The sequence below is a fragment of the Streptomyces sp. NPDC006691 genome (genome assembly GCF_042869955.1).
GTDB lineage: Bacteria > Actinomycetota > Actinomycetes > Streptomycetales > Streptomycetaceae > Streptomyces.
Genome location: NZ_JBIAGW010000003.1, coordinates 358,419 through 378,265, shown reverse-complemented (window position 1 = coordinate 378,265; position 19,847 = coordinate 358,419). Strand labels below are relative to the sequence as shown.

Here is a 19,847-nt window from a genome sequence, read left to right as displayed (position 1 = left end):
CTAACGCTTCAGCCCGTTCAGGATCAGATCCGCCACCGCGCCGAAATCGTCCCGGATCGACGGCCGGGACCACTCCGCCGCATACACCGGATCATGGAAGCGGCCCGTCGCGTCGAACACCGCGCGCGCCGCGCTGCCCGGCGTATCGGGAATCCTGAACTCGCCCCGCTCCACGCCCAGTTGAATGATCGCCGTGAGCTGGCCCACCAGCTCACCGATGTGCTCCTCCACCACCCGGCTGTTCTCCCGCAGCAGCACCTCGTACGTCTGGAACAGCTCCGGATCATCGCCCGCCTTGGCCATCTTGGCCAGGAACAGCTCGCTCAGCCACAGCCGCAGCACCACCCCCGACTCCAGATCCTGGCGGGCCGCGATTCCCCGCAGCAGATCCGTCGAACGATTCAGCCAGCGCTCCGTGACCGCCTCGCGCAGCGCGGCCTTCGTACGGAAATGGCGGTAGACACTGCCATGGCTCACCCCGAGCTGGCGCGCCACATCGACGACCGTGGCCTTCGCCGGGCCGTGGCGGCGCAGCACCTCCTCGGTCGCCACGAGGATGCGCTCGGCGGTCAGTGGTTCCGTACTCATGGCCATGACGTTACCTGCCGCTCGAAACGGCCCGGCCGGCCTGTGGACAACCCGGGTGACGGGCTTGTCCACAGGCCACGCCGGGCGACGATCCGGCCGTGCTGCCGGGCGCACGGTCCCGCCCGTGCTGCCGGCCGCACGGTCCCGCCGGCGATGCCGGGCGACGATCCGCCTGTGATGCCGGGCGCACGGTCCCGTCCGTGACTCAGTGCTCGCTGTCCAGGTGGGCCATCTGCGCCTGCGGGTAACGGTCGCCCGCGGCCGAACCGGCCGGCACCGCCGCCTCGATCGCGGCCAGGTCCGCCGCCGTCAGCTCCACATCGAGCGCGCCCAGCGCCTCGGTCAGCCGGTCCCGGCGCCGCGCGCCGACCAGCGGCACGATGTCCGCCCCGTGCCGGGGGCCCTGCGCCAGCACCCAGGCGATCGCGGTCTGCGCGACCGAGACCCCCTTCTGCTCGGCGATCTTGCGCAGCGCGTCCACCAGGTCCAGATTGTGCTGGAGGTTCTCGCCCTGGAAGCGCGGGCTCATCCCGCGGAAGTCGCCCGCGGCCAACTGCCGGTCCCGCGTGAAGTGCCCGCTGATCAGACCGCGCGAGAGCACCCCGTACGCGGTGATGCCGATGCCCAGTTCGCTCGCGGTCGGCAGGATCTCGTCCTCGATGCCGCGCGAGATCAGCGAGTACTCGATCTGGAGGTCCGAGATCGGGGCCACGGCCGCCGCCCGGCGCAGCGTGGCCGCGCCCACCTCGGACAGGCCGATGTGCCGCACGTGCCCGGCCTGGACCAGTTCGGCGATGGCGCCGACGGTCTCCTCGATGGGTACGTCCGGGTCGATCCGGGCGATCCGGTAAATGTCGATGTGGTCGACGCCCAGCCGCTGCAACGAGTACGCCGCGAAGTTCTTGACCGCGCCGGGCCGCCCGTCATAACCGGACCAGCCGCCGTCCGGGTCGCGGAGCGCCCCGAACTTCACGCTGGTCAGGGCCTGTTCGCGGGCCGCGGCGGGCGCGGAACGCAGCGCCTCGCCGATCAGCATCTCGTTGTGGCCCATCGCGTAGAAGTCGCCGGTGTCGAGCAGGGTGACACCGGCGTCCAGCGCGGCGTGGATGGTGGCGATCGACTCGTCCCGGTCGGCTTCTCCGTACAGCGCGGACATGCCCATGCAGCCGAGGCCGAGCGCGGCGGTCCGGGGGCCGTTGGTGCCGAGGGTGAGGGTTCGCATGAGGGGGCTCCCTGGGGGGTTGGGGGTGGGGGAGGTGGGATCCGAGGGGTGGATCGGGGTGTGCCTCCACCATGGCATGACAGCTGACAGATTTCAATATCTGTCAGCTGTCAGCTCTCACCCCGCCGTCCGTGCCGCGCCGCCACACCCCCGCACGCGCCGAAAACTGGTACGAGCCACCCCCTCCGGCCGGGTACCGTCGCCCTCATGGCTAAGAGTCGTAACAACCTGCTCGGTGTCGGTGGACAGCGCAAGAAGGTGTCCCGCAACGGAGACCAGGGCTCGGTCCAGGGGAGTGCGGCCGACCGGAAGGCGGCCGTGGACAAGAAGGAGGAGCTGCTGCGCAAGATGCGTGAGCGCGCCAACCCCGCGGTGCCGGAGCCGAGCGAGAGCTGATCCGGAGCGTCCCGCAGGGACCGAACGGCGAAGGGCCCGGAACGTGAGACACGTTCCGGGCCCTTCGCCGTTCGGTCGGCGGACTCAGCCGCTCACCGCATGACACGCGGCAGCCGCAGGCTCAGCAGTGCCGTCACCACGACCAGGCCGAGCTGTACGAGCAGAGTGACCACGAGCGCGTCGCGCATGCCCGCCGAGGGGGCGAGCGCCAGGAAGAGCGTGCCCAGGGTGGCGACGCCGAGGGCGAGCGCGGACTGCTGGGTGGTGACGACCACGCCGCCGCCCACCCCGGCCCGGTCGGCCGGGATGTCGGAGAGCATCAGGCGCATGAGGACCGGGAGTTGGAGGCCCTGGCCGAGGCCGGCGACGGCGACGCCCGGCGCGAGTTCGGCGACGGTCAGGCCGGACCAGCCGTGCCACACGGTCAGGGTGAGCAGGGTGATGCCCACCGCCTGGATCACGCCGCCCGCCGTCACCACACGGGTGCCGAACCGGCCGATGAGCCGGGGCCCGGCGAGGGAGGCGGCGAAGAACGCGAGCGCCATCGGCACCAGGGCGAGACCGGCCGCGACCGGACCCATGCGCAGGCCCTGCTGAAGCACCACGGCGACCACGAACATGAAGCCGCTGAACCCGATCGAGAACGGCACCACCATCACCAGGCCGCGCCGCAGCGAGTGGATGTCGAGCAGGCTCGGCGGCACCAGCGGAGTCCGCCCCTGCCGGTCGGCACGCCGCTCCACCAGGAAGAACGCGACGGCCGCGAACGGGAAGACGCCGAGCGAGACCCATGTCCACAGCGGCCAGCCCGCGGCCCGCCCCTCGGTCAGCGGCAGCAGCAGCGAAAGCAGCGAGAGCGCCAGGAGCAGGGTGCCGGCCACGTCGATGCCGGCCGGCCGGTCCGAGCGGGTCTCGGGCACCGTGCGGACCGCGAGGAGCAGGCCGGCGACGGCGACCGGCACGTTCACCAGGAACACCGAACGCCAGCCGGACCCGGCCACATCGGCCGCGACCAGGACGCCGCCGAGGATCTGCCCGGCGACCATGGACAGGCCGGCGGTCGCCCCGTACAGACTCATCGCCTTGGCACGGCGCGGGCCCTGCGTGGTGGCCTGGATGGTGGCGAGTACCTGGGGCATCATCAGCGCGGCCGCGGCACCCTGTGCCACCCGGGCGCCGACCAGGGTCCAGGCGGTGGGGGCGAGGCCGCAGGCGAGCGAGGTGAGGCCGAAGGCGGCCATGCCGGTCAGGAAGAGCCGGCGCCGGCCCGCCATGTCACCGAGGCGTCCGCCGAGCACGAGCAGTACGGCGTAGGCGACGCCGTATCCGGCGACCACGAGTTCCAGGAGGGCCGGGCCCGCCGCGAGGTCGCTGTCCATGGACGGCAGGGCGACGTTGACGATGAAGAAGTCGATCAGGGGGAGTGCCGCGCCGAGCAGTACCGTGAACAGCCCGAGCGGCCCGATCACCGCCCCGTGGTGGGTGACCGGGACAGTGGGGGAAAGGGAAGGAGTGGGGGAGGGCGTGGAGGTCGTCCGTACCGTTGTTTCGCTCACGGAGAAGACGATCCTCCCGTTTTTAGCCTGGTACCAGAGTCTCCTTATCCTGGTACAAGCACTACCTGGCAACCGGCTGACAAGCACCGGCCGGTACGGCACCCTGAGACCATGAGCACTGTGGCACCGGCGAGCGATGTCCGCCGTCACGAGCTGGCCGAATTCCTGCGCAGCCGCCGTGAACGCATCACCCCCGAAGAGGTCGGCCTGCCTCCGGGCCGGCGCCGCCGCACCCCGGGCCTGCGCCGCGAGGAGGTGGCCCAGCTCTCCGCCGTCGGAGTCACCTGGTACACCTGGCTGGAGCAGGCCCGCGACATCCAGGTCTCCCCGCAGGTCCTGGACGCCCTCGCGCGCGCCCTGCTGCTCGACCCCAGCGAGCGCAGCCACCTCTTCGCGCTGGCCGGCGCCCTCGACCCGGCGCCGAACGCGACCTGCCCGAGCATCACCCCGGCGCTGCGCGCGATGCTCGACCAGCTGGGTCCGATCCCGGCCTGCATCCAGAACAGCCGGTACGACATCCTCGCCTACAACCCCACGTACGGGCGGCTGCTCTGCGACCTCGACGCCCTGGCGCCGGAGGACCGCAACTGCCTGTGGCTGGCCTTCACCCACCCCCAGTGGCGGGCCTCGGTGGTGGACGTCGCCGAGATGAACCGGGTGATGGCCGCCAAGTTCCGCGCCTCGATGGCCGAACACCTCACCGAGCCGGCCTGGAAGGCGCTCCTCGCCCGGCTGGAGGGCGCCTCCGAGGAGTTCCGCGAGGTGTGGGCCCGGCACGAGGTGGTCAACCAGGGCGGCAAGACCAAGTACCTGGACAACGCCCACGTCGGCCTGCTGCGCGTCGAGCACACCAATCTGTGGCTCGGCCCGTCGGCCGGCCCGCGCGTGGTCATGTACGTACCGGCCGACGAGGAGACGCGCGAGCGTCTGGAGCGGTTGCAGGCGCTCACCGGGTCCGGTCAGGCGTTGGCGTCCGCCGGAGTCTGAACGGCGGGCGCCTCCAGGCGCTCCGCGGTCCGCCGCGCCGACTCCCGCGCCCGGCGCCCGCTGGTGGCGAGCCCCACGCACAGCACGCTCAGACCGCAGCCCGCGATGATCCACCAGGCGGGCCGGGCGGCCCCGGGGAAGCCGTCGGCGTACGCGCCGGGGGCCACGCCCGCCATGCCGCCCGCGAGCACCGCGCCGATCACCGCGACCCCGAGGGTCTGGCCGATCTGGCGGCTGGTGGAGGCGACGGCCGCCGCCACCCCCGCCTGGGAGCGGGGCATCCCGGAGACCGCGGTGTTGGTGATGGGCGCGTTCACCATGCCGAAGCCGAGGCCGAACAGGACGTACCCGGTGAACAGCAGGGCCGTGGTCCGTTCGGCGTCGAACACCGCGAACAGGAGCCCGCTCGCGGCCATCGCGACTCCGGCGACGAGCAGCGAAAGGCGCGGCCCGCGGCTGCCGACGAGGCGTCCCGACAGCGGCGCGCAGACGAAGGTGAGCGCGGCCATCGGCAGCATGTAGAGCCCGGCGTTCAGGGCGCTCAGGCCCCGCGCGTTCTGGAGGTACAGGGTGTTGAGGAAGAGGAACCCGCTGAGCGCGGCGAACGCGGAGACCGCGATCACGGTGGCGCCGCTGAACGGGACGCTGCGGAAGAACCGCAGGTCGATGAGGGGTTCGGCACGCCGGGGCTCGTACACCAGGAGAGCGGCGAGCGAGGCGAGGGCGAGCCCGCCGAAGCCGAGGATCTGCGGCGAGGTCCATCCGGCGCTGGGCACCTCGATGATCGCGTACGTCAGCGAGCCGAGCAGCGCGATGATCAGGAGCTGGCCGACCGGGTCGGGGCGGCGCGGCTTGGGGGCGCGGGACTCGGGGATGTAGCGCCAGGTCAGGAAGAGGGCGAGCAGGCCGACGGGCAGGTTGAGCCAGAAGATCGAGCGCCAGCCGACCGTCTCGACGAGGACGCCGCCGACGATGGGGCCCGCGGCCATGGAGATGCCGACGACGCCGCCCCAGACGCCGATGGCGCGGGCGCGTTCGCGCGGGTCGGTGAAGGTGTTGGTGATGATCGACATCGCGACGGGGTTGAGCATCGAGCCGCCGACCGCCTGCACCATCCGGAAGACCACCAGGGATTCCAGATTGGGGGCGAGCGAGCAGAGCACCGAGCCGATGGTGAACAGGATCAGGCCCGCCTTGAAGACCCGTCGGCGCCCGATCCGGTCGGCGGTCGAACCCGACAGCATCAGGAGCGAGGCGAGGACCAGGGTGTAGGCGTCGATCGTCCACTGCATGCCGGAGACATCGGCGTGCAGTTCCTTCTGCATGGAGGGGAGGGCGACATTGAGGACGGTGTTGTCGAGGCTGACGATCAGCAGGCTCATGCAGCAGATCGCCAGGATGAGCATCCGTCGGCGGTGGGTGGGCTCGGACATGGCTTCGATAGTACGCCTAACTAATGAACCCCGGTCCACCCGACCCGGGTGCCGGCGGTCCCGGTAGCGGCGCCACCGGGGTCGCGCGCCCCGGTTGTCCACAGCCCCCGGCGGGCCGCGGCCGGCATGCGCGACAATGAACAGATGACCACGCTCTCCATCGGCCCGCACACCGTGCAGCCGCCCGTGGTGCTCGCACCCATGGCCGGCATCACCAACGCTCCGTTCCGCACCCTGTGCCGCGAGTTCAGCGGCGGCAAGGGCCTGTTCGTCAGCGAGATGATCACGACGCGGGCGCTGGTCGAGCGCAACGAGAAGACCATGCAGCTCATCCACTTCGACGAGACCGAGACCCCGCGCTCGATCCAGCTCTACGGAGTGGACCCGGTCACCGTCGGCAAGGCCGTCCGCATGATCGTCGCCGAGGACCTGGCCGACCACATCGACCTCAACTTCGGCTGCCCCGTGCCCAAGGTGACCCGCAAGGGCGGCGGCTCCGCCCTGCCCTACAAGCGGCCGCTGCTGCGCGCGATCCTGCGCGAGGCCGTCACGAACGCCGGGGACCTGCCCGTCACCATGAAGATGCGCAAGGGCATCGACGACGACCACATCACCTTCCTCGACGCCGGCCGCATCGCCGTCGAGGAGGGCGTCACCGCCATCGCCCTGCACGGCCGCACCGCCGCCCAGCACTACGGCGGCACCGCCGACTGGGACGCCATCGCCCGCCTCAAGGACCACGTCCCCGAGATCCCCGTGCTCGGCAACGGCGACATCTGGTCCGCCGAGGACGCGCTGCGCATGGTCAAGGAGACCGGCTGCGACGGCGTCGTGGTCGGCCGCGGCTGCCTCGGGCGGCCCTGGCTCTTCGGCGACCTGGTGGCCGCCTTCGAGGGCACCGACTCCTTCGCGCGCCCCACGCTGCGCACGGTCTCCGAGGTGATGCTGCGGCACGCGACGCTGCTGGGCGAGTGGATCGGCGACGAGACCCGCGGTGTGATCGACTTCCGCAAGCACGTCGCCTGGTACCTGAAGGGCTTCGCGGTCGGTTCCGAGATGCGCAAGCGCCTGGCGGTCACCTCGTCACTGGACGAACTGGGCGCTCAGTTGAGCGAGCTCGATCTGGACCAGTCGTGGCCCGACGGCGCGGACGGCCCGCGCGGCAGAACGTCCGGAAACAACCGGGTCGTCCTGCCCGACGGCTGGCTGAAGGACCCCTACGACTGCTCCGGCATCAGCATGGAAGCCGAGCTGGACACCTCCGGCGGCTGATCCGCGTCGCCCCTCAGGGGCCCGGATCCGTCCAAAGAGCCGTCCGAAGGCTGGAATCCCGCTCGATCGAGCGCGTGATTCTCGCCACCCCTGATAGGGGTTGCGCTCAGATGAGCGTTTTTCAGGTGGCTGCACCTCTGAAAGGGGTGGCACTCAGTGCCACCCCTTTCGCGTTCAAGTAATGAACTCACCTGAACGAACACCCGCTCACATGAGAGGATCTAAACCCTCTCTTGACCTACTCCGTTCAAGTGATGAAGACGCCGGGGGAGGGTCTCTTACGCGCCAGTCACTTTCGATCTGGTGGCGGACGAGTGGTTACGACCACGTGACGCGCAAGTGGACGTACCCAGACACCTTCGATCTGGGTATGTTCCTCGCCGTCAGGGCAGCCACCGCGGATTCGAGGAGTCGAGACCCGTGTCGGAAGACAAAGACCTCCAGCACACCCAGAAGTTCGTCTACGACTTCACCGAGGGGAACAGGAACCTCAAGGACCTCCTCGGCGGAAAGGGCGCGAACCTCGCCGAGATGACCAACCTCGGTCTCCCGGTCCCTCCCGGGTTCACGATCACCACCGAGGCGTGCAAGGTCTACCTCGACAGCGGCGACGAGCCGGCCGAGCTGCGCGACGAGGTCAGCGCGCACCTCGACGCCCTCCAGCAGACGATGGGCAAGAAGCTCGGCCAGGCCGACGACCCGCTGCTCGTCTCCGTACGCTCCGGCGCCAAGTTCTCGATGCCCGGCATGATGGACACCGTCCTCAACATCGGGCTCTCCGACGAGTCGGTGGCCGGCCTCGCCGCCCAGGCCGGCGACGAGCGCTTCGCCTGGGACTCCTACCGCCGCCTGATCCAGATGTTCGGCAAGACCGTCCTCGGCGTGGACGGCGAGCTCTTCGAGGAGGCCCTGGAGGACGCCAAGGCCGCCAAGAAGGTCACCGTCGACACCGACCTCGACGCGGGCGACCTGAAGAAGCTGGTCAAGCAGTTCAAGAAGATCGTCAAGGCCGAGGCCGGGCGCGACTTCCCGCAGGACCCGCGCGAGCAGATGGACCTCGCGATCCGCTCGGTCTTCGAGTCGTGGAACACCGACCGCGCCAAGCTCTACCGCCGCCAGGAGCGCATCCCCGGCGACCTCGGCACCGCGGTCAACATCTGCTCGATGGTCTTCGGCAACCTCGGCCCCGACTCCGGCACCGGCGTCGCCTTCACCCGCGACCCGGCCTCCGGCCACCAGGGCGTCTACGGCGACTACCTCCAGAACGCGCAGGGCGAGGACGTCGTCGCCGGCATCCGCAACACCGTGGCCCTCGCCGAGCTGGAGGGGATCGACAAGAAGTCCTACGACCAGCTCATGCAGATCATGGAGACCCTGGAGACCCACTACAAGGATCTCTGCGACATCGAGTTCACCATCGAGCGCGGCCAGCTCTGGATGCTCCAGACCCGGGTCGGCAAGCGCACCGCGGGCGCCGCCTTCCGCATCGCCACCCAGCTCGTGGACCAGGGCCTCATCGACGAGGCCGAGGCGCTCCAGCGCGTCAACGGCGCCCAGCTCGCCCAGCTGATGTTCCCGCGCTTCGACGACGGCGCCAAGAGCGACCTGATCGGCCGGGGCATCGCCGCCTCGCCCGGCGCCGCGGTCGGCAAGGCCGTCTTCGACTCCTACACCGCCGTCAAGTGGTCGCGTTCCGGCGAGAAGGTCATCCTGATCCGCCGCGAGACCAACCCCGACGACCTCGACGGAATGATCGCCTCCGAAGGCATCCTGACCTCGCGCGGCGGCAAGACCTCGCACGCCGCCGTCGTCGCCCGCGGCATGGGCAAGACCTGTGTCTGCGGCGCCGAGGAACTGGAGGTCGACACCAAGCGCCGCCGCATGACCACCTCGGCCGGCACCGTCGTCGAGGAGGGCGACGTCGTCTCCATCGACGGCTCCACCGGCAAGGTCTACCTCGGCGAGGTCCCCGTCGTGCCGTCCCCGGTCGTCGAGTACTTCGAGGGCCGCATGCACGCCGGCGCCGACGACGCCGACGAACTGGTCGGCGCCGTGCACCGCGTCATGGCGTACGCGGACCGGGTCCGCCGCCTGCGCGTACGGGCCAACGCCGACAACGCCGAGGACGCCCTGCGGGCCCGCCGCTTCGGCGCCCAGGGCATCGGCCTGTGCCGCACCGAGCACATGTTCCTCGGCGAGCGCCGCGAGATGGTCGAGAAGCTGATCCTCGCCGACACCGACGACGAGCGCGAGACGGCACTCAGTGCCCTGCTCCCGCTCCAGAAGAAGGACTTCGTCGAGCTCTTCGAGGCGATGGACGGACTCCCGGTCACCGTGCGCCTGCTGGACCCGCCGCTGCACGAATTCCTCCCCGACATCACGGAGTTGTCGGTCCGCGTCGCACTCGCCGAGTCCCGCAAGGACGCCAACGAGAACGACCTGCGCCTGCTCCAGGCCGTGCACAAGCTGCACGAGCAGAACCCCATGCTGGGCCTGCGCGGCGTCCGCCTCGGCCTGGTCATCCCCGGCCTGTTCGCCATGCAGGTACGGGCGATCGCCGAGGCGGCCGCCGAGCGCAAGAACGCCAAGGGCGACCCGCGCCCCGAGATCATGATCCCGCTGGTCGGCACCGTCCAGGAGCTGGAGATCGTCCGCGAGGAGGCCGACGCCGTCATCGCCGAGGTCGAGGCCGCCACCAAAACCGAGCTCAAGCTCACCATCGGCACCATGATCGAGCTGCCCCGCGCCGCCCTGACGGCCGGTCAGATCGCCGAAGCCGCCCAGTTCTTCAGCTTCGGCACCAACGACCTGACCCAGACCGTCTGGGGCTTCTCCCGCGACGACGTCGAGGCCAGCTTCTTCACCGCGTACCTGGAGAAGGGCATCTTCGGGGTCTCCCCGTTCGAGACCATCGACAAGGACGGCGTCGGCTCCCTCGTGCGCTCCGCCGTCGAGGCCGGCCGCGCCACCCGCCCCGACCTCAAGCTCGGCGTCTGCGGCGAACACGGCGGCGACCCCGAGTCGGTGCACTTCTTCCACGAGGTGGGCCTGGACTACGTGTCCTGCTCACCGTTCCGCATCCCCGTCGCCCGCCTCGAAGCGGGCCGCGCGGCAGCCGAGTCGAAGGGCAGCGACTCGCGCTAGAGCCCCGGAGCCGCCGCCGGGTCCCCGACCCTCACCACCGATCCGGCGGCGGCTCCGGAACACCAAGAAGGGGCGGCAACCCTGTGCGGGGGTGCCGCCCCTTTTGCCTTCCCGGCCCCTCACGGGCGCGGTAAGCGTTTGCCTCACAGGCAACGCGCTACACGTTCCAGGTGTGCGAGCGCTTAATTCCTGTTGAAGGGCGGACATTTAACGACGTCATGGCCGGAAATACAGAGTGCGGTTCACGGATCCCCACCCGTGAACCGCACTCTGTCAACCACGCCGAGCACGGAGCCGCCACCTACGCCCACCGCCGCCAGACACTGTGAAGCCCCCCACGGTCTTCGCAGAATCTTTCCGGTCGGCTCGGTGTCGTGCCCGACGCGGTACAGCCTTTCGCCCCGGGCACCCCTTCCGCGAGGCCTTTCAACTGTGGCTGAAAGGCCCGTGGTCACGGGCAGTGACGGGAGGCATACTCAGTCGAGTCGGTCGGGGGATCAATTGCGGATGCAACAACAAGGCAACACGTTGCAGACAGTGGACAGGTGGGGTTTCGGTGCTGCGCATTCATTTCACCGGCGAGGATCTGGCCCGGCTCCGTATGGCGCCGGGTCCCGACACGCTGTGGGAAACGATTCTCAGCTTTCACCGCTTAAGGGACCGGCGGGGCGCCTCCGTATTCGGTGAATGGCGACAGGAAACCCGCGGCCGATTGAGCGGAGAAACACGATTGCTCTCCGCAGTCGTTCCGTGCCGCGGATATTTCCCCGACTTTCTCACCCCACCACACGGCCCGCATTCCCTCGACGCCGGCCTGATGCGCATTCGCGAGACCGGACCCGAGCGCCTCGACGCCGAACTCTCCCGCCTCCCCGGCGGCCGCCCCACCACCGGCTGGGCCGCCGCCCTCGCCGACGGCTGCACCACCCAACTCGGCCGCCTCGCCGACGCGTTGGCCGCCTACCACCAGGCGGCCGTCTCCCCCTACTGGCCCCACATACAGGCCCGCGTCGACGCCGACCGGGCCGCCCGCGGCCGGGCCCTGCTCGACGGCGGCGCCAGCGAACTCCTGGACTCCCTGCCGCCGATGCTGCGCTGGCGCGCCCCCGTCCTGGAGGCCGACTACCCGGTGGACCGCGAACTCCACCTGAACGGACGGGGGTTGCTGCTCCAGCCCTCGTTCTTCTGCCGCCGCACCCCCGTCGCCCTCCACGACCCGAAGCTGCCGCCCGTCCTCGTCTACCCGGTCACCCACACCCAGGCGCCCTACGAGTCCCCGCCCGGACCCGGCCGCACCACCTCGCTCGGCCGGCTCGTCGGACACACCCGCTCCAGCGTGCTCATGGCCATCGGCAACGGCTGCACCACCAGCGAACTCGCCCGCAGGGCAGGCGTATCGCTCGCCTCCGCCAGCCAGCACGCAGCAGTCCTGCGCGACGCCGGCCTCCTGGTCACCCTGCGGCACGGCAACTCCGTATTGCATACGCTGACCCCGCTCGGCTCCGCCCTGCTGTGCGGCGGAACCCCGCACGTGCCGCGGCCGCGCCGGCCGTCCCCGTCGCCTCAGTCGTCGATCCCGGAACGCTCCACACCCGCCACGATGTAGCGCTGGAGCAGCAGAAAGACCAGGACCAGCGGGACGATGGACACGGCCGCCGCCACGAACAGCTCGTGCAGATTCACCACTTGGGCCGTGGTGAAGGTGGACAACGCCACCTGAACCGTCCAGGCGTCCCGGTCCTGGCCGATGACCAGCGGCCACAGAAAGGAATTCCAGGCACCGATGAACACAATCGTGCCGACCGCCGCGAAGACCGGACGCGCATTGGGCACGACGATCCGCCAGTACGTCCGCCAATATCCGAGCCCGTCGACCCGGGCCGCATCCTCCAACTCTCGTGGAAATCCCGTGAAGAACTGGCGAAAGACGAAGCACGCGAACCCGGAGAACAGCGTCGGAACGATCAGACCGCGCAAGCTCGACACCCAGCCGAGGGACGAAACGAGAACGAAACTTGGTACGAACGTGACCGCCGCGGGAACCATCAACGTCCCGATCACCGCGTAGAACACCTGGTTGGCGAACCGGTACGGGATCCGCGCGAGCCCGTACCCCGCAAGCGAAGCCAGCAGCAGCGTGCCCACCGTCGTCGCCACCGCGATCAGCGCCGAGTTCAGCAACGACCGCGCCATCGGCACCGCCGGATCGTCGAACAGCTCCCGCACGTTCGACCAGTGCACGCTGGAAGGGAAGAACGTCCAGGAGGGCGACGTGATGTCCCGCTCCGCCGACAGGCCATTGCGCACCAGCAGATAGAACGGCACCAGGAACAGCAGCGCCAGCGCCACCAGGATCACCCACCGAAGAGCCCGCCCCACCCGCAGCAGAGGATCCTCGGGCCGCCTCCCGCGCGGGGCACCACCGGCTCGCGGCACACGCATCAGTCGGCCTCCTTCCGGCCCAGGCCGAACCAGCGGGCCTGGAACACCGTCACCACCGCGATGACCAACGCCAGGATCACCGCACCTGCACTGCCCATCCCCAGGTTCTGCCCCTGCCCCAGTGCTGTGTAGTACAGGTAGACCAGCGGCGGACGGGCGTACGGCGGATAGCCACGCGCGTCCGACAGCAGGTTGTAGAACTCGTCGAACGCCTGGAACGCGTTGATCACCAGCAACAGCACCACCGCGACCGACGTCGCCCGCAACTGCGGGAACGTGATGTGCCGGAACACCTGCCAGCCCGGCCGCGCCCCGTCCACCGCCGCCGCCTCGTACAGCCGCGGACTGATCCGCTGCAACCCGGCCAGGAACAGGACCATGTAGAACCCGGCCTGCAACCACAGCCGCACCGTCACGATCACCAGCCAGTACCAGGGCGGATGCGTCGTCGACAGCCACGCCGTCTGATCCACCCCGAACCAGCCGAGCACCGTGTTCACCAGACCGAACCGCACCCCGCTGAACAGCGACATCTTCCAGATCAGCGCCGCCACCACATACGAACAGGCCGCGGGCAGGAAGAACACCGACCGGAAGAACGCCTGAAAACGGCGCACCCGGTGCACCATCAGCGCCAGACCCAGCGACAGCGCGTACGTCGCCGGCACGATGAACAGCGAGAACACCGCGAACGTCCCCAGACTGGACGTGAACGCGCCGTCCCTCAGCATCGCCGTGTAGTTGCCGAACCCCACGAAGTCCGTCGGCGACACCGTGTTGTGGGCGTCGAAGAAGCTGAGGTACACGCTCCACAGCAACGGGACATACGTGAACAGGGCCAGACCCGCGGCGAAGGGGCCGACGAAGACCCAGAACCACAGCGTGTTGTCCGAAACCCGACGTCGCACGGCGCTCAGTGCTTCTTCACCCGCTGAAGCTCGTCCTTCGCCTTGCGCACGACCGCCCTCAGCTCGCCGTCCGCACCCGCCCCGTCCTTGATGATCCGGTTCAAGGCGTCCTGATACGCCGTCTGAAGCGCCGGCGTCCACAGCAACGGCTGCGCGTACCCGTGGTCCGTCACGAACGACACCACATCGGCCGCCGCACCCTCGCGCAGCTTCGCCGCCTTCCTGGCCAGCGAGAGCCGCGCCGGAATGTGGAAGCCGTAGGACAGCGCGAAGTCCTCCTGGAAATCGGCCCGTTCGACCCACAGCCACTTCACATACGCCTTCGCCTCCGCCTGATGCTTCGAACGCGCCGACACCGCGGCGGCATACGCCCCGACCGGCACCGACGGCTTCCCGCCCGGCCCGTCCCCCGGGAACGGCAGCACCCCGAAGTCGTCACCGAGCGCCTTGTGCACCGCGGGCAGCGCCCACAGCCCCGACCACTGCATCGCCGTGAGGCCCTGCGTGAACGCGGCCGGATCCGACCAGTCCGAAGGGGCCCCGAGCAGCAGCGACTTGTCGGCGTAGAACCGGTGGAGCTTGCCGAGCGTGCGCGCGGCCGCCGGATCGTCGAAACCCACCGCGCCGTCGGCGGTCACCAGACTCTGCCCGGCCGCGTACAGCGGCGTACCGCCCAGCACACCCGCCCCTCCGTCATTGCCGAGGAAGAGCCCCTTGATCTTGTTCCGCGTCAACGCCTTTGCCGCGTCAACCAGTTGGTCGAGCGTGGTGGGCGGCCGCACACCCGCCGCGGCGAGCAGGCTCTTGCGGTAGTAGAGGAACTGCGTGTCGACGACCTGGGGGATGCCCCAGATCCTGCCGTCGTACGTCTTCGGCGCCAGCACCGCCGGGTTGAAGTCGTCCTTCACCCCGTCGAGCAGCGAGGTGAGGTCGACGACCTGACCGCCCTGGATCTGGTCCAGCGTCGGCCCGTTCACCTCGAAGACGTCCGGACCGGAGTCCGTGAGCAGCGCGGCCGCCGTCTGCTGGTCGTAATTGCCCGGCCGCCACTGGATGTCGACCTTCGCCTTGTCGTACGCGGCCGCATAGCGGCGCACGGCCGCCTCGGTCCCCGGCTCGCCGTACTGGTGGTACCAGTGGCCGAGCGCGACCTTCCCGTCCGGCGAACTGGCCTTGTCACGGCCGGTGTTGGAGCCACATGCGGTGAGCAGGCCCAGTGCGGCCCCGCTGCCGAGCAGTGTCCGGCGGCTGATCGTCATGGCGTACGCCCCCTGTTCGTCATCCCGCTGTACGGCTCAACGATCAACCATGCAGGGGGATTACGACAGGGGTATTGCGGCGGTGTGTCGGCCCGACCGACCCGCCACCGTCCGGCCCGCCGTGCAAGCCCGCCCGACCTGCCACCGTCCGGCCCGCCGTGGAAGTCCACCCGACCCCACCGTCCGGCCCGCCGCGCAAGCCCGACGAGCCCACAAACGTCCGCCCGCGCCCGGGGCGCCGGTACCCGGAGCCTCAGGCCTCGTACCGCGCCGAGGCCGGAGCCAGCCGGAAGCGCAGCCGGCAGATCACCGCATCCGTGTCCTTGCGCACCGCGTGCGCCAGCACCGCCCCGCGCTGGTTCTGCAACACCCGCTGCCAGATGTGCGCCGGCTCCACCTCCGGTATCAGCACGGTCACCCGGGTCCGCGGATGATACGTGTGCACCCGGCTCACGTAGTCGGCGACCGGACGGCCCAGGCTGCGGTGCGGCGAGGCCAGCTCGACCAGCTCGACACCCGGATTCCACAGCTCCCAGTCGCGGCGCAGCGCCTCCGTGTCCCGCCGGTCCTCCTCATCGGGATGGCTCACCGTCACCGCCCGCACCTCGTCGCCGAGCGACACCGCCGCGTTCAGCGCCTCACACGTCAGTCGCGACAGATGCGACACCGGCACGATCACCAACGACCGGTCCCGGCGCGGCGGTTCGGGCACCCGGCCCAGATCGAGCCGCTCGGCGATCCGCCCGTACGCCCGGTGCACCGCCTCGAAGACGAGCACGAGCAACGGCAGCGCGACAACGATCAGCCAGGCACCCTCGGCGAACTTGGACGCGGCGACCACCACCGCCGCGACACCCGTCAGCACCGCGCCGAAACCATTGAGGAGCGCCTTCCCGTGCCGGCCCGGAGAACCCTCCCCACGCCAGTGGATCACCATCCCCGTCTGGCAGATCGTGAACCCGACGAACACACCGATCGCGAACAGCGGGACCAGCGTGTTGGTGTCACCGCCGGAGAACACCAGAAGCACCGCCGAGACCGCCGCCAGCGCGAGCACCCCGTGCCGGTGCACCTGACGGTCCGCCTTCAGACCGAAGACATGCGGCAGATAGTTGTCCCGGGCCAACAGCGACATCAGCACCGGCAACCCCCCGAACGACGTGTTCGCGGCCAGCGCCAGCAACACCACCGTCGCGAACTGCACCACATAGAAAGCCCAGTTGTGACCCAGCGACGCATCCGCGAGCTGCGCCAGCACCGTGACCCCCTCCACCGGCTGGAGATGGAACCGGCCGATCAGGACCGCCAGCCCCACCAGCATCACCCCGAGCAGACCGCCGAGCGCCACCTCCGTACGCTGGGCACGCCGCGCGGCCGGAGCACGGAACGACGGCACCGCGTTCGCCACGGCCTCGACCCCCGTCAGCGCCGAACAGCCCGACGCGAAGGCCTTGAGCAACAACAGCGCCCCCACGCTCGTCGCGTTCCCCGCCAGCACCGAGGCATGGCCGTCGGCGGCCTGCGTGGACACGGGCGCCGAACGGAACAGACCGACCACCACGATCGCCAGGATCGCCGCGACGAACACCCCGGTCGGCACGATGAACGCCTTCGCCGAATCGACGATGCCCCGCAGATTGACCGCCGTGACCAGAACCAGCACCCCGAGACAGATCACCAGGCGGTCACCGTAGAGCCCCGGAAACGCCGACGTCAGCGCAGCCACCCCCGCCGTCACGGACACCGCCACATTCAGGACGTAGTCCAGGATCAGCGACGCCGCCGCCACCAGACTCGCCCGCGCCCCCAGATGACGCCGGGCCACCGCATACGAACCGCCGCCGTTCGGAAAAGCCGCGATCACCTGCCGGTACGAGGCGACCAGCACCGCGAGCAACCCGGCGATGGCCAGCGTCACCGGCAGCGTGAAACCGAGCCCGTACGCACCGGCGGACGCGAGGACCAGAACCACCGCCTCCGGTCCGTACGCCACCGACGCCATCGCATCGAGGGAGAGCGCGGCCAGACCCTGCGTCGCGGTCAGCCGGTGCCGGTCGACCACTCCAGGAGGTTCTTCGGGGGCGGCGTCGCTGACGACGGCCTTCGACGTGGTGAGCATGCGCCCAGCGTGCGACCCCGCGGGCCCCGATCCGGCCGCCCTTGGCGCCCCCTTGTCGGACGACGCCCGCATCCATACGCACCCTTGACGCGGGCGGTACGGGCCGCGCCACAGGCGGGGAAGACGAGTGGCGTCACAGGCCGGGGAGACGAGTGGCGCCACAGGCCGGGAAAAACAGCACCCCGCGCGACGATGAGTTTCCGGAACCGCAGCCGTCTACCCCTCGTCAGCAAGGCCACCACCCACGAGGGAGCACGACATGCCCACCATGATCTTCGTCAACCTGCCGGTGAAGGACCTGGAACGCTCCAAGACCTTCTTCGGAAAACTGGGCTACTCCTTCAACCCCCAGTTCACCGACGACAACGCGGGCTGCCTGGTCATCAGCGACACCATCTACGCCATGCTGCTCACCGAGCCGTTCTTCAAGGGCTTCACCCAGCGGCAGATCGCCGACACCGCCACCACCGTCGAGTCGATCGTCTGCCTCAGCGCCGACAGCCGCGACGAGGTCGACCGCCTCGTCGACACCGCCCTCGCCTCCGGCGGCGCACCCGCCCAGGAGACCATGGAACAGGGGCCCATGTACGGCCGCTCCTTCCTGGACCCCGACGGGCACCACTGGGAGGTCATGTACATGGACCCGGCCGCGGTCAACGCCTGAGCACCGCGGACGCGGCCCCCGGCCCTCCCCGTCCGGCACCGCACCCCTCGTACGTCACACGGCCTCGTACGCGACGCCGGTGAGCCGCTCCGAAGCCGACCAGAGCCGCTCACCGGCCCCATCGTTCAGCGTCCAGCCCGCCCGCCAGGACGGGGCGGGCGAACCGCGCCACATCATCAGGGACGGGCCCGTGAACGAATCCGGCCGCACCCCGGGCGCCGTCGCCGCGAACAGCGTCGGCAGCGCCCCGGCCTCGGCCGGCTGCGCCATGATCCGGTTGCCGAGCTCCACGATCCGCTCGGCACGCCGCCGTCCCTCCATCCGGACCGCCTGCGTCTGAAGGTTCGTCGCGGCATAACCGGGATGCGCGGCGGCGGCGACCACGTCCGAGCCCGCCGCCCGAAGCCGGCGCGCCAGCTCATGGATGAACAACAGGTTCGCCGACTTGGACCGCCCGTAGGCGATCCAACGCCGGTAACGGCGTTCACTGTTGAGATCACGGATATCAATATTGGACAGCGCGTGCATCCCACTGGACACACTCACCACCCGCGCCGCCCCGGCCGCCCGCAGCCTCGGCAGCAGCAGCCCGGTGAGCGCGAAATGCCCCAGGTGGTTGACGCCGAACTGCGTCTCGAACCCGTCCGCCGTCCGCCCGAACGGGAGCGCCATCACACCCGCGTTGTTGATCAGCAGATCGAGCCGCTCGTACGGAAGCTTCGCCGCGAAGTCCCGCACCGAGGCGAGATCGGCCAGATCGAGCGGACGGAACTCGGCCTGCGCGTCCGGTACTTCACTCCGGATGCGCTCCTCGGCCGCCCGGCCGCGCGCCTCGCTGCGGCAGGCGAGCACCACCCGTGCGCCCCGGCGGGCCAACTCCCGCGCCGTGACGAGCCCGATGCCGCTGTTGGCCCCGGTCACGACGGCCGTACGGCCGCTCTGGTCGGGGATGTCCTGAGCATTCCAACCCTGAGTCATGCCCCCACCGTACCGGCGGGTATGTGAGGGCGGGGACGGGCGCGGGGGCGTGCGGGAGGTCAGGCGGACGCGCCGCCGTCGATGACAAGGTCGGTGCCGACGACCGACGCGGCGTCGTCGGACGCCAGGTACAGGACGGCCGCGGCGGCCTCCGCCGTCGTCGAGACCCGGCCGAGCGGCTGCACCTCCTTCATGCGCACGGCCCGTTCGGCCTCGCTCTCGCCGGGGCGCAGCGACATGCTGGTGGCGAGGGGGCCCGGGCTCACCGCATTGATGCGGACCCCATCCTGGATGTGGTCGAGCGCGGCGGCCCTGGTCAGCGCGCTGACGGCGGCCTTGGACGCGATGTAGGCGGCAAGGCCGGGGGCGCGGCGGTGGGCCCCCAGGTTGGAGGCGATGTTGACGATGGCGCCGCCCGACTGCTGGGTACGCATGTGGGCGATCTCGGCCTGGAGGGCGTGGAAGACGCCGGTGACGTTGACAGATATCAATGTCTGCCAGTCGCTTTCCGACAGCTCGACAACGGGTGCCCCGCCGCGGAAGACCCCTGCGTTGTTGACCGCGACATCGAGGGAGCCGAACCGCTCGACGACATCGGCCACGAGGGCGCGCACGGCGGGGGAGTCGGACACATCGGCGAGGAACGCGGCCGCCGTACCACCCGCCTCCGTGATCAGGGCGACCGTCTCGTCGAGGGACACGGCCGTACGCCCGGCGACGGCGACCCGCGCCCCCTCGGCGGCGAACGCGAGCGCAACGGCCCGGCCCAGACCGGATCCGGCGCCGGTGACGAGGACGGACTTGTGGGCGAAACGAGCAGACATATTCTTGACCAATCGTTCTGTTATTTGGACATGCGGGTGGAGACCGGGTGGGCGG

16 protein-coding genes are annotated in these 19,847 nt (G+C 70.1%); 6 read left to right on the top strand and 10 right to left on the bottom strand.

Features of this window, described 5'->3' with window-relative positions:
* Both ACFYNP_RS08515 and ACFYNP_RS08510 read right to left on the bottom strand, forming a co-directional pair.
* Positions 1-594 (bottom strand): TetR/AcrR family transcriptional regulator, encoded by a 594-nt coding sequence (locus tag ACFYNP_RS08515; protein WP_388408478.1) that lies wholly within the window; start codon positions 592-594, stop codon positions 1-3.
* A 199-nt stretch (positions 595-793) separates the two neighbouring features.
* Positions 794-1,810 (bottom strand): aldo/keto reductase, encoded by a 1,017-nt coding sequence (locus ACFYNP_RS08510; protein ID WP_388407664.1) that lies wholly within the window; start codon positions 1,808-1,810, stop codon positions 794-796.
* Between the two features lie 207 nt (positions 1,811-2,017).
* Between ACFYNP_RS08510 and ACFYNP_RS08505 the strand changes: the two genes are divergently transcribed.
* Positions 2,018-2,206: a DUF6243 family protein gene (locus ACFYNP_RS08505; protein ID WP_100578326.1), complete on the top strand. Its 189-nt coding sequence runs from the start codon at positions 2,018-2,020 to the stop codon at positions 2,204-2,206.
* A gap of 92 nt (positions 2,207-2,298) precedes the next feature.
* Here the strand turns inward: ACFYNP_RS08505 and ACFYNP_RS08500 are convergent, their stop codons facing one another.
* Positions 2,299-3,762: an MFS transporter gene (locus ACFYNP_RS08500; RefSeq protein ID WP_388407667.1), complete on the bottom strand. Its 1,464-nt coding sequence runs from the start codon at positions 3,760-3,762 to the stop codon at positions 2,299-2,301.
* A 111-nt stretch (positions 3,763-3,873) separates the two neighbouring features.
* Here ACFYNP_RS08500 and ACFYNP_RS08495 point away from each other — a divergent pair, with 111 nt between their 5' ends.
* Positions 3,874-4,749 (top strand): helix-turn-helix domain-containing protein, encoded by an 876-nt coding sequence (locus tag ACFYNP_RS08495; protein ID WP_388407669.1) that lies wholly within the window; start codon positions 3,874-3,876, stop codon positions 4,747-4,749.
* On the opposite strand, the gene ACFYNP_RS08490 is transcribed toward ACFYNP_RS08495, so the two are convergent.
* Entirely contained in the window at positions 4,722-6,182 is a 1,461-nt protein-coding gene (locus ACFYNP_RS08490) for an MFS transporter (RefSeq protein ID WP_388783792.1), read from the bottom strand. The two genes, ACFYNP_RS08495 and ACFYNP_RS08490, sit on opposite strands and share 28 nt — an antisense overlap.
* A gap of 126 nt (positions 6,183-6,308) precedes the next feature.
* Here ACFYNP_RS08490 and dusB point away from each other — a divergent pair, with 126 nt between their 5' ends.
* The 3 genes from dusB (at position 6,309) to ACFYNP_RS08475 (ending at position 12,204) form a co-directional block, all read left to right on the top strand.
* Positions 6,309-7,454: a tRNA dihydrouridine synthase DusB gene (gene dusB / locus ACFYNP_RS08485; RefSeq protein WP_100578376.1), complete on the top strand. Its 1,146-nt coding sequence runs from the start codon at positions 6,309-6,311 to the stop codon at positions 7,452-7,454.
* Positions 7,455-7,874: 420 nt separating this feature from the next.
* Positions 7,875-10,598, top strand: a complete 2,724-nt coding sequence (gene ppdK, locus ACFYNP_RS08480; protein WP_388783789.1) for a pyruvate, phosphate dikinase — start codon at positions 7,875-7,877, stop codon at positions 10,596-10,598.
* A gap of 556 nt (positions 10,599-11,154) precedes the next feature.
* On the top strand, positions 11,155-12,204 hold the full coding sequence (locus ACFYNP_RS08475) for an ArsR/SmtB family transcription factor (protein WP_388783786.1): 1,050 nt from the start codon (positions 11,155-11,157) through the stop codon (positions 12,202-12,204).
* Here ACFYNP_RS08475 and ACFYNP_RS08470 read toward each other — a convergent pair.
* The 4 genes from ACFYNP_RS08470 to ACFYNP_RS08455 form a co-directional block, all read right to left on the bottom strand.
* Complete coding sequence (locus ACFYNP_RS08470; RefSeq protein ID WP_388783784.1) at positions 12,162-13,040, bottom strand: carbohydrate ABC transporter permease; 879 nt, start codon at positions 13,038-13,040, stop codon at positions 12,162-12,164. The genes ACFYNP_RS08475 and ACFYNP_RS08470 overlap by 43 nt on opposite strands.
* Positions 13,040-13,948: a carbohydrate ABC transporter permease gene (locus ACFYNP_RS08465; protein WP_388407687.1), complete on the bottom strand. Its 909-nt coding sequence runs from the start codon at positions 13,946-13,948 to the stop codon at positions 13,040-13,042. The genes ACFYNP_RS08470 and ACFYNP_RS08465 overlap by 1 nt, the downstream gene beginning before the upstream one ends.
* Positions 13,949-13,953: 5 nt before the next feature.
* Positions 13,954-15,207 (bottom strand): ABC transporter substrate-binding protein, encoded by a 1,254-nt coding sequence (locus tag ACFYNP_RS08460; protein WP_388783781.1) that lies wholly within the window; start codon positions 15,205-15,207, stop codon positions 13,954-13,956.
* Between the two features lie 253 nt (positions 15,208-15,460).
* Positions 15,461-17,209 (bottom strand): APC family permease, encoded by a 1,749-nt coding sequence (locus ACFYNP_RS08455; RefSeq protein ID WP_388784301.1) that lies wholly within the window; start codon positions 17,207-17,209, stop codon positions 15,461-15,463.
* A gap of 376 nt (positions 17,210-17,585) precedes the next feature.
* On the opposite strand from ACFYNP_RS08455, the gene ACFYNP_RS08450 reads away from it, so the two are divergent.
* Positions 17,586-17,990 carry a VOC family protein gene (locus ACFYNP_RS08450; RefSeq protein ID WP_388407695.1) on the top strand — a complete coding sequence of 135 codons (405 nt, stop codon included), beginning with the start codon at positions 17,586-17,588 and terminating at the stop codon, positions 17,988-17,990.
* Between the two features lie 54 nt (positions 17,991-18,044).
* Here the strand turns inward: ACFYNP_RS08450 and ACFYNP_RS08445 are convergent, their stop codons facing one another.
* Together ACFYNP_RS08445 and ACFYNP_RS08440 are read right to left on the bottom strand one after the other, a co-directional pair.
* Entirely contained in the window at positions 18,045-18,968 is a 924-nt protein-coding gene (locus ACFYNP_RS08445) for an oxidoreductase (protein WP_388783779.1), read from the bottom strand.
* Between the two features lie 59 nt (positions 18,969-19,027).
* On the bottom strand, positions 19,028-19,792 hold the full coding sequence (locus ACFYNP_RS08440) for an SDR family NAD(P)-dependent oxidoreductase (RefSeq protein ID WP_388783776.1): 765 nt from the start codon (positions 19,790-19,792) through the stop codon (positions 19,028-19,030).
* Positions 19,793-19,847: the final 55 nt, after the last annotated feature.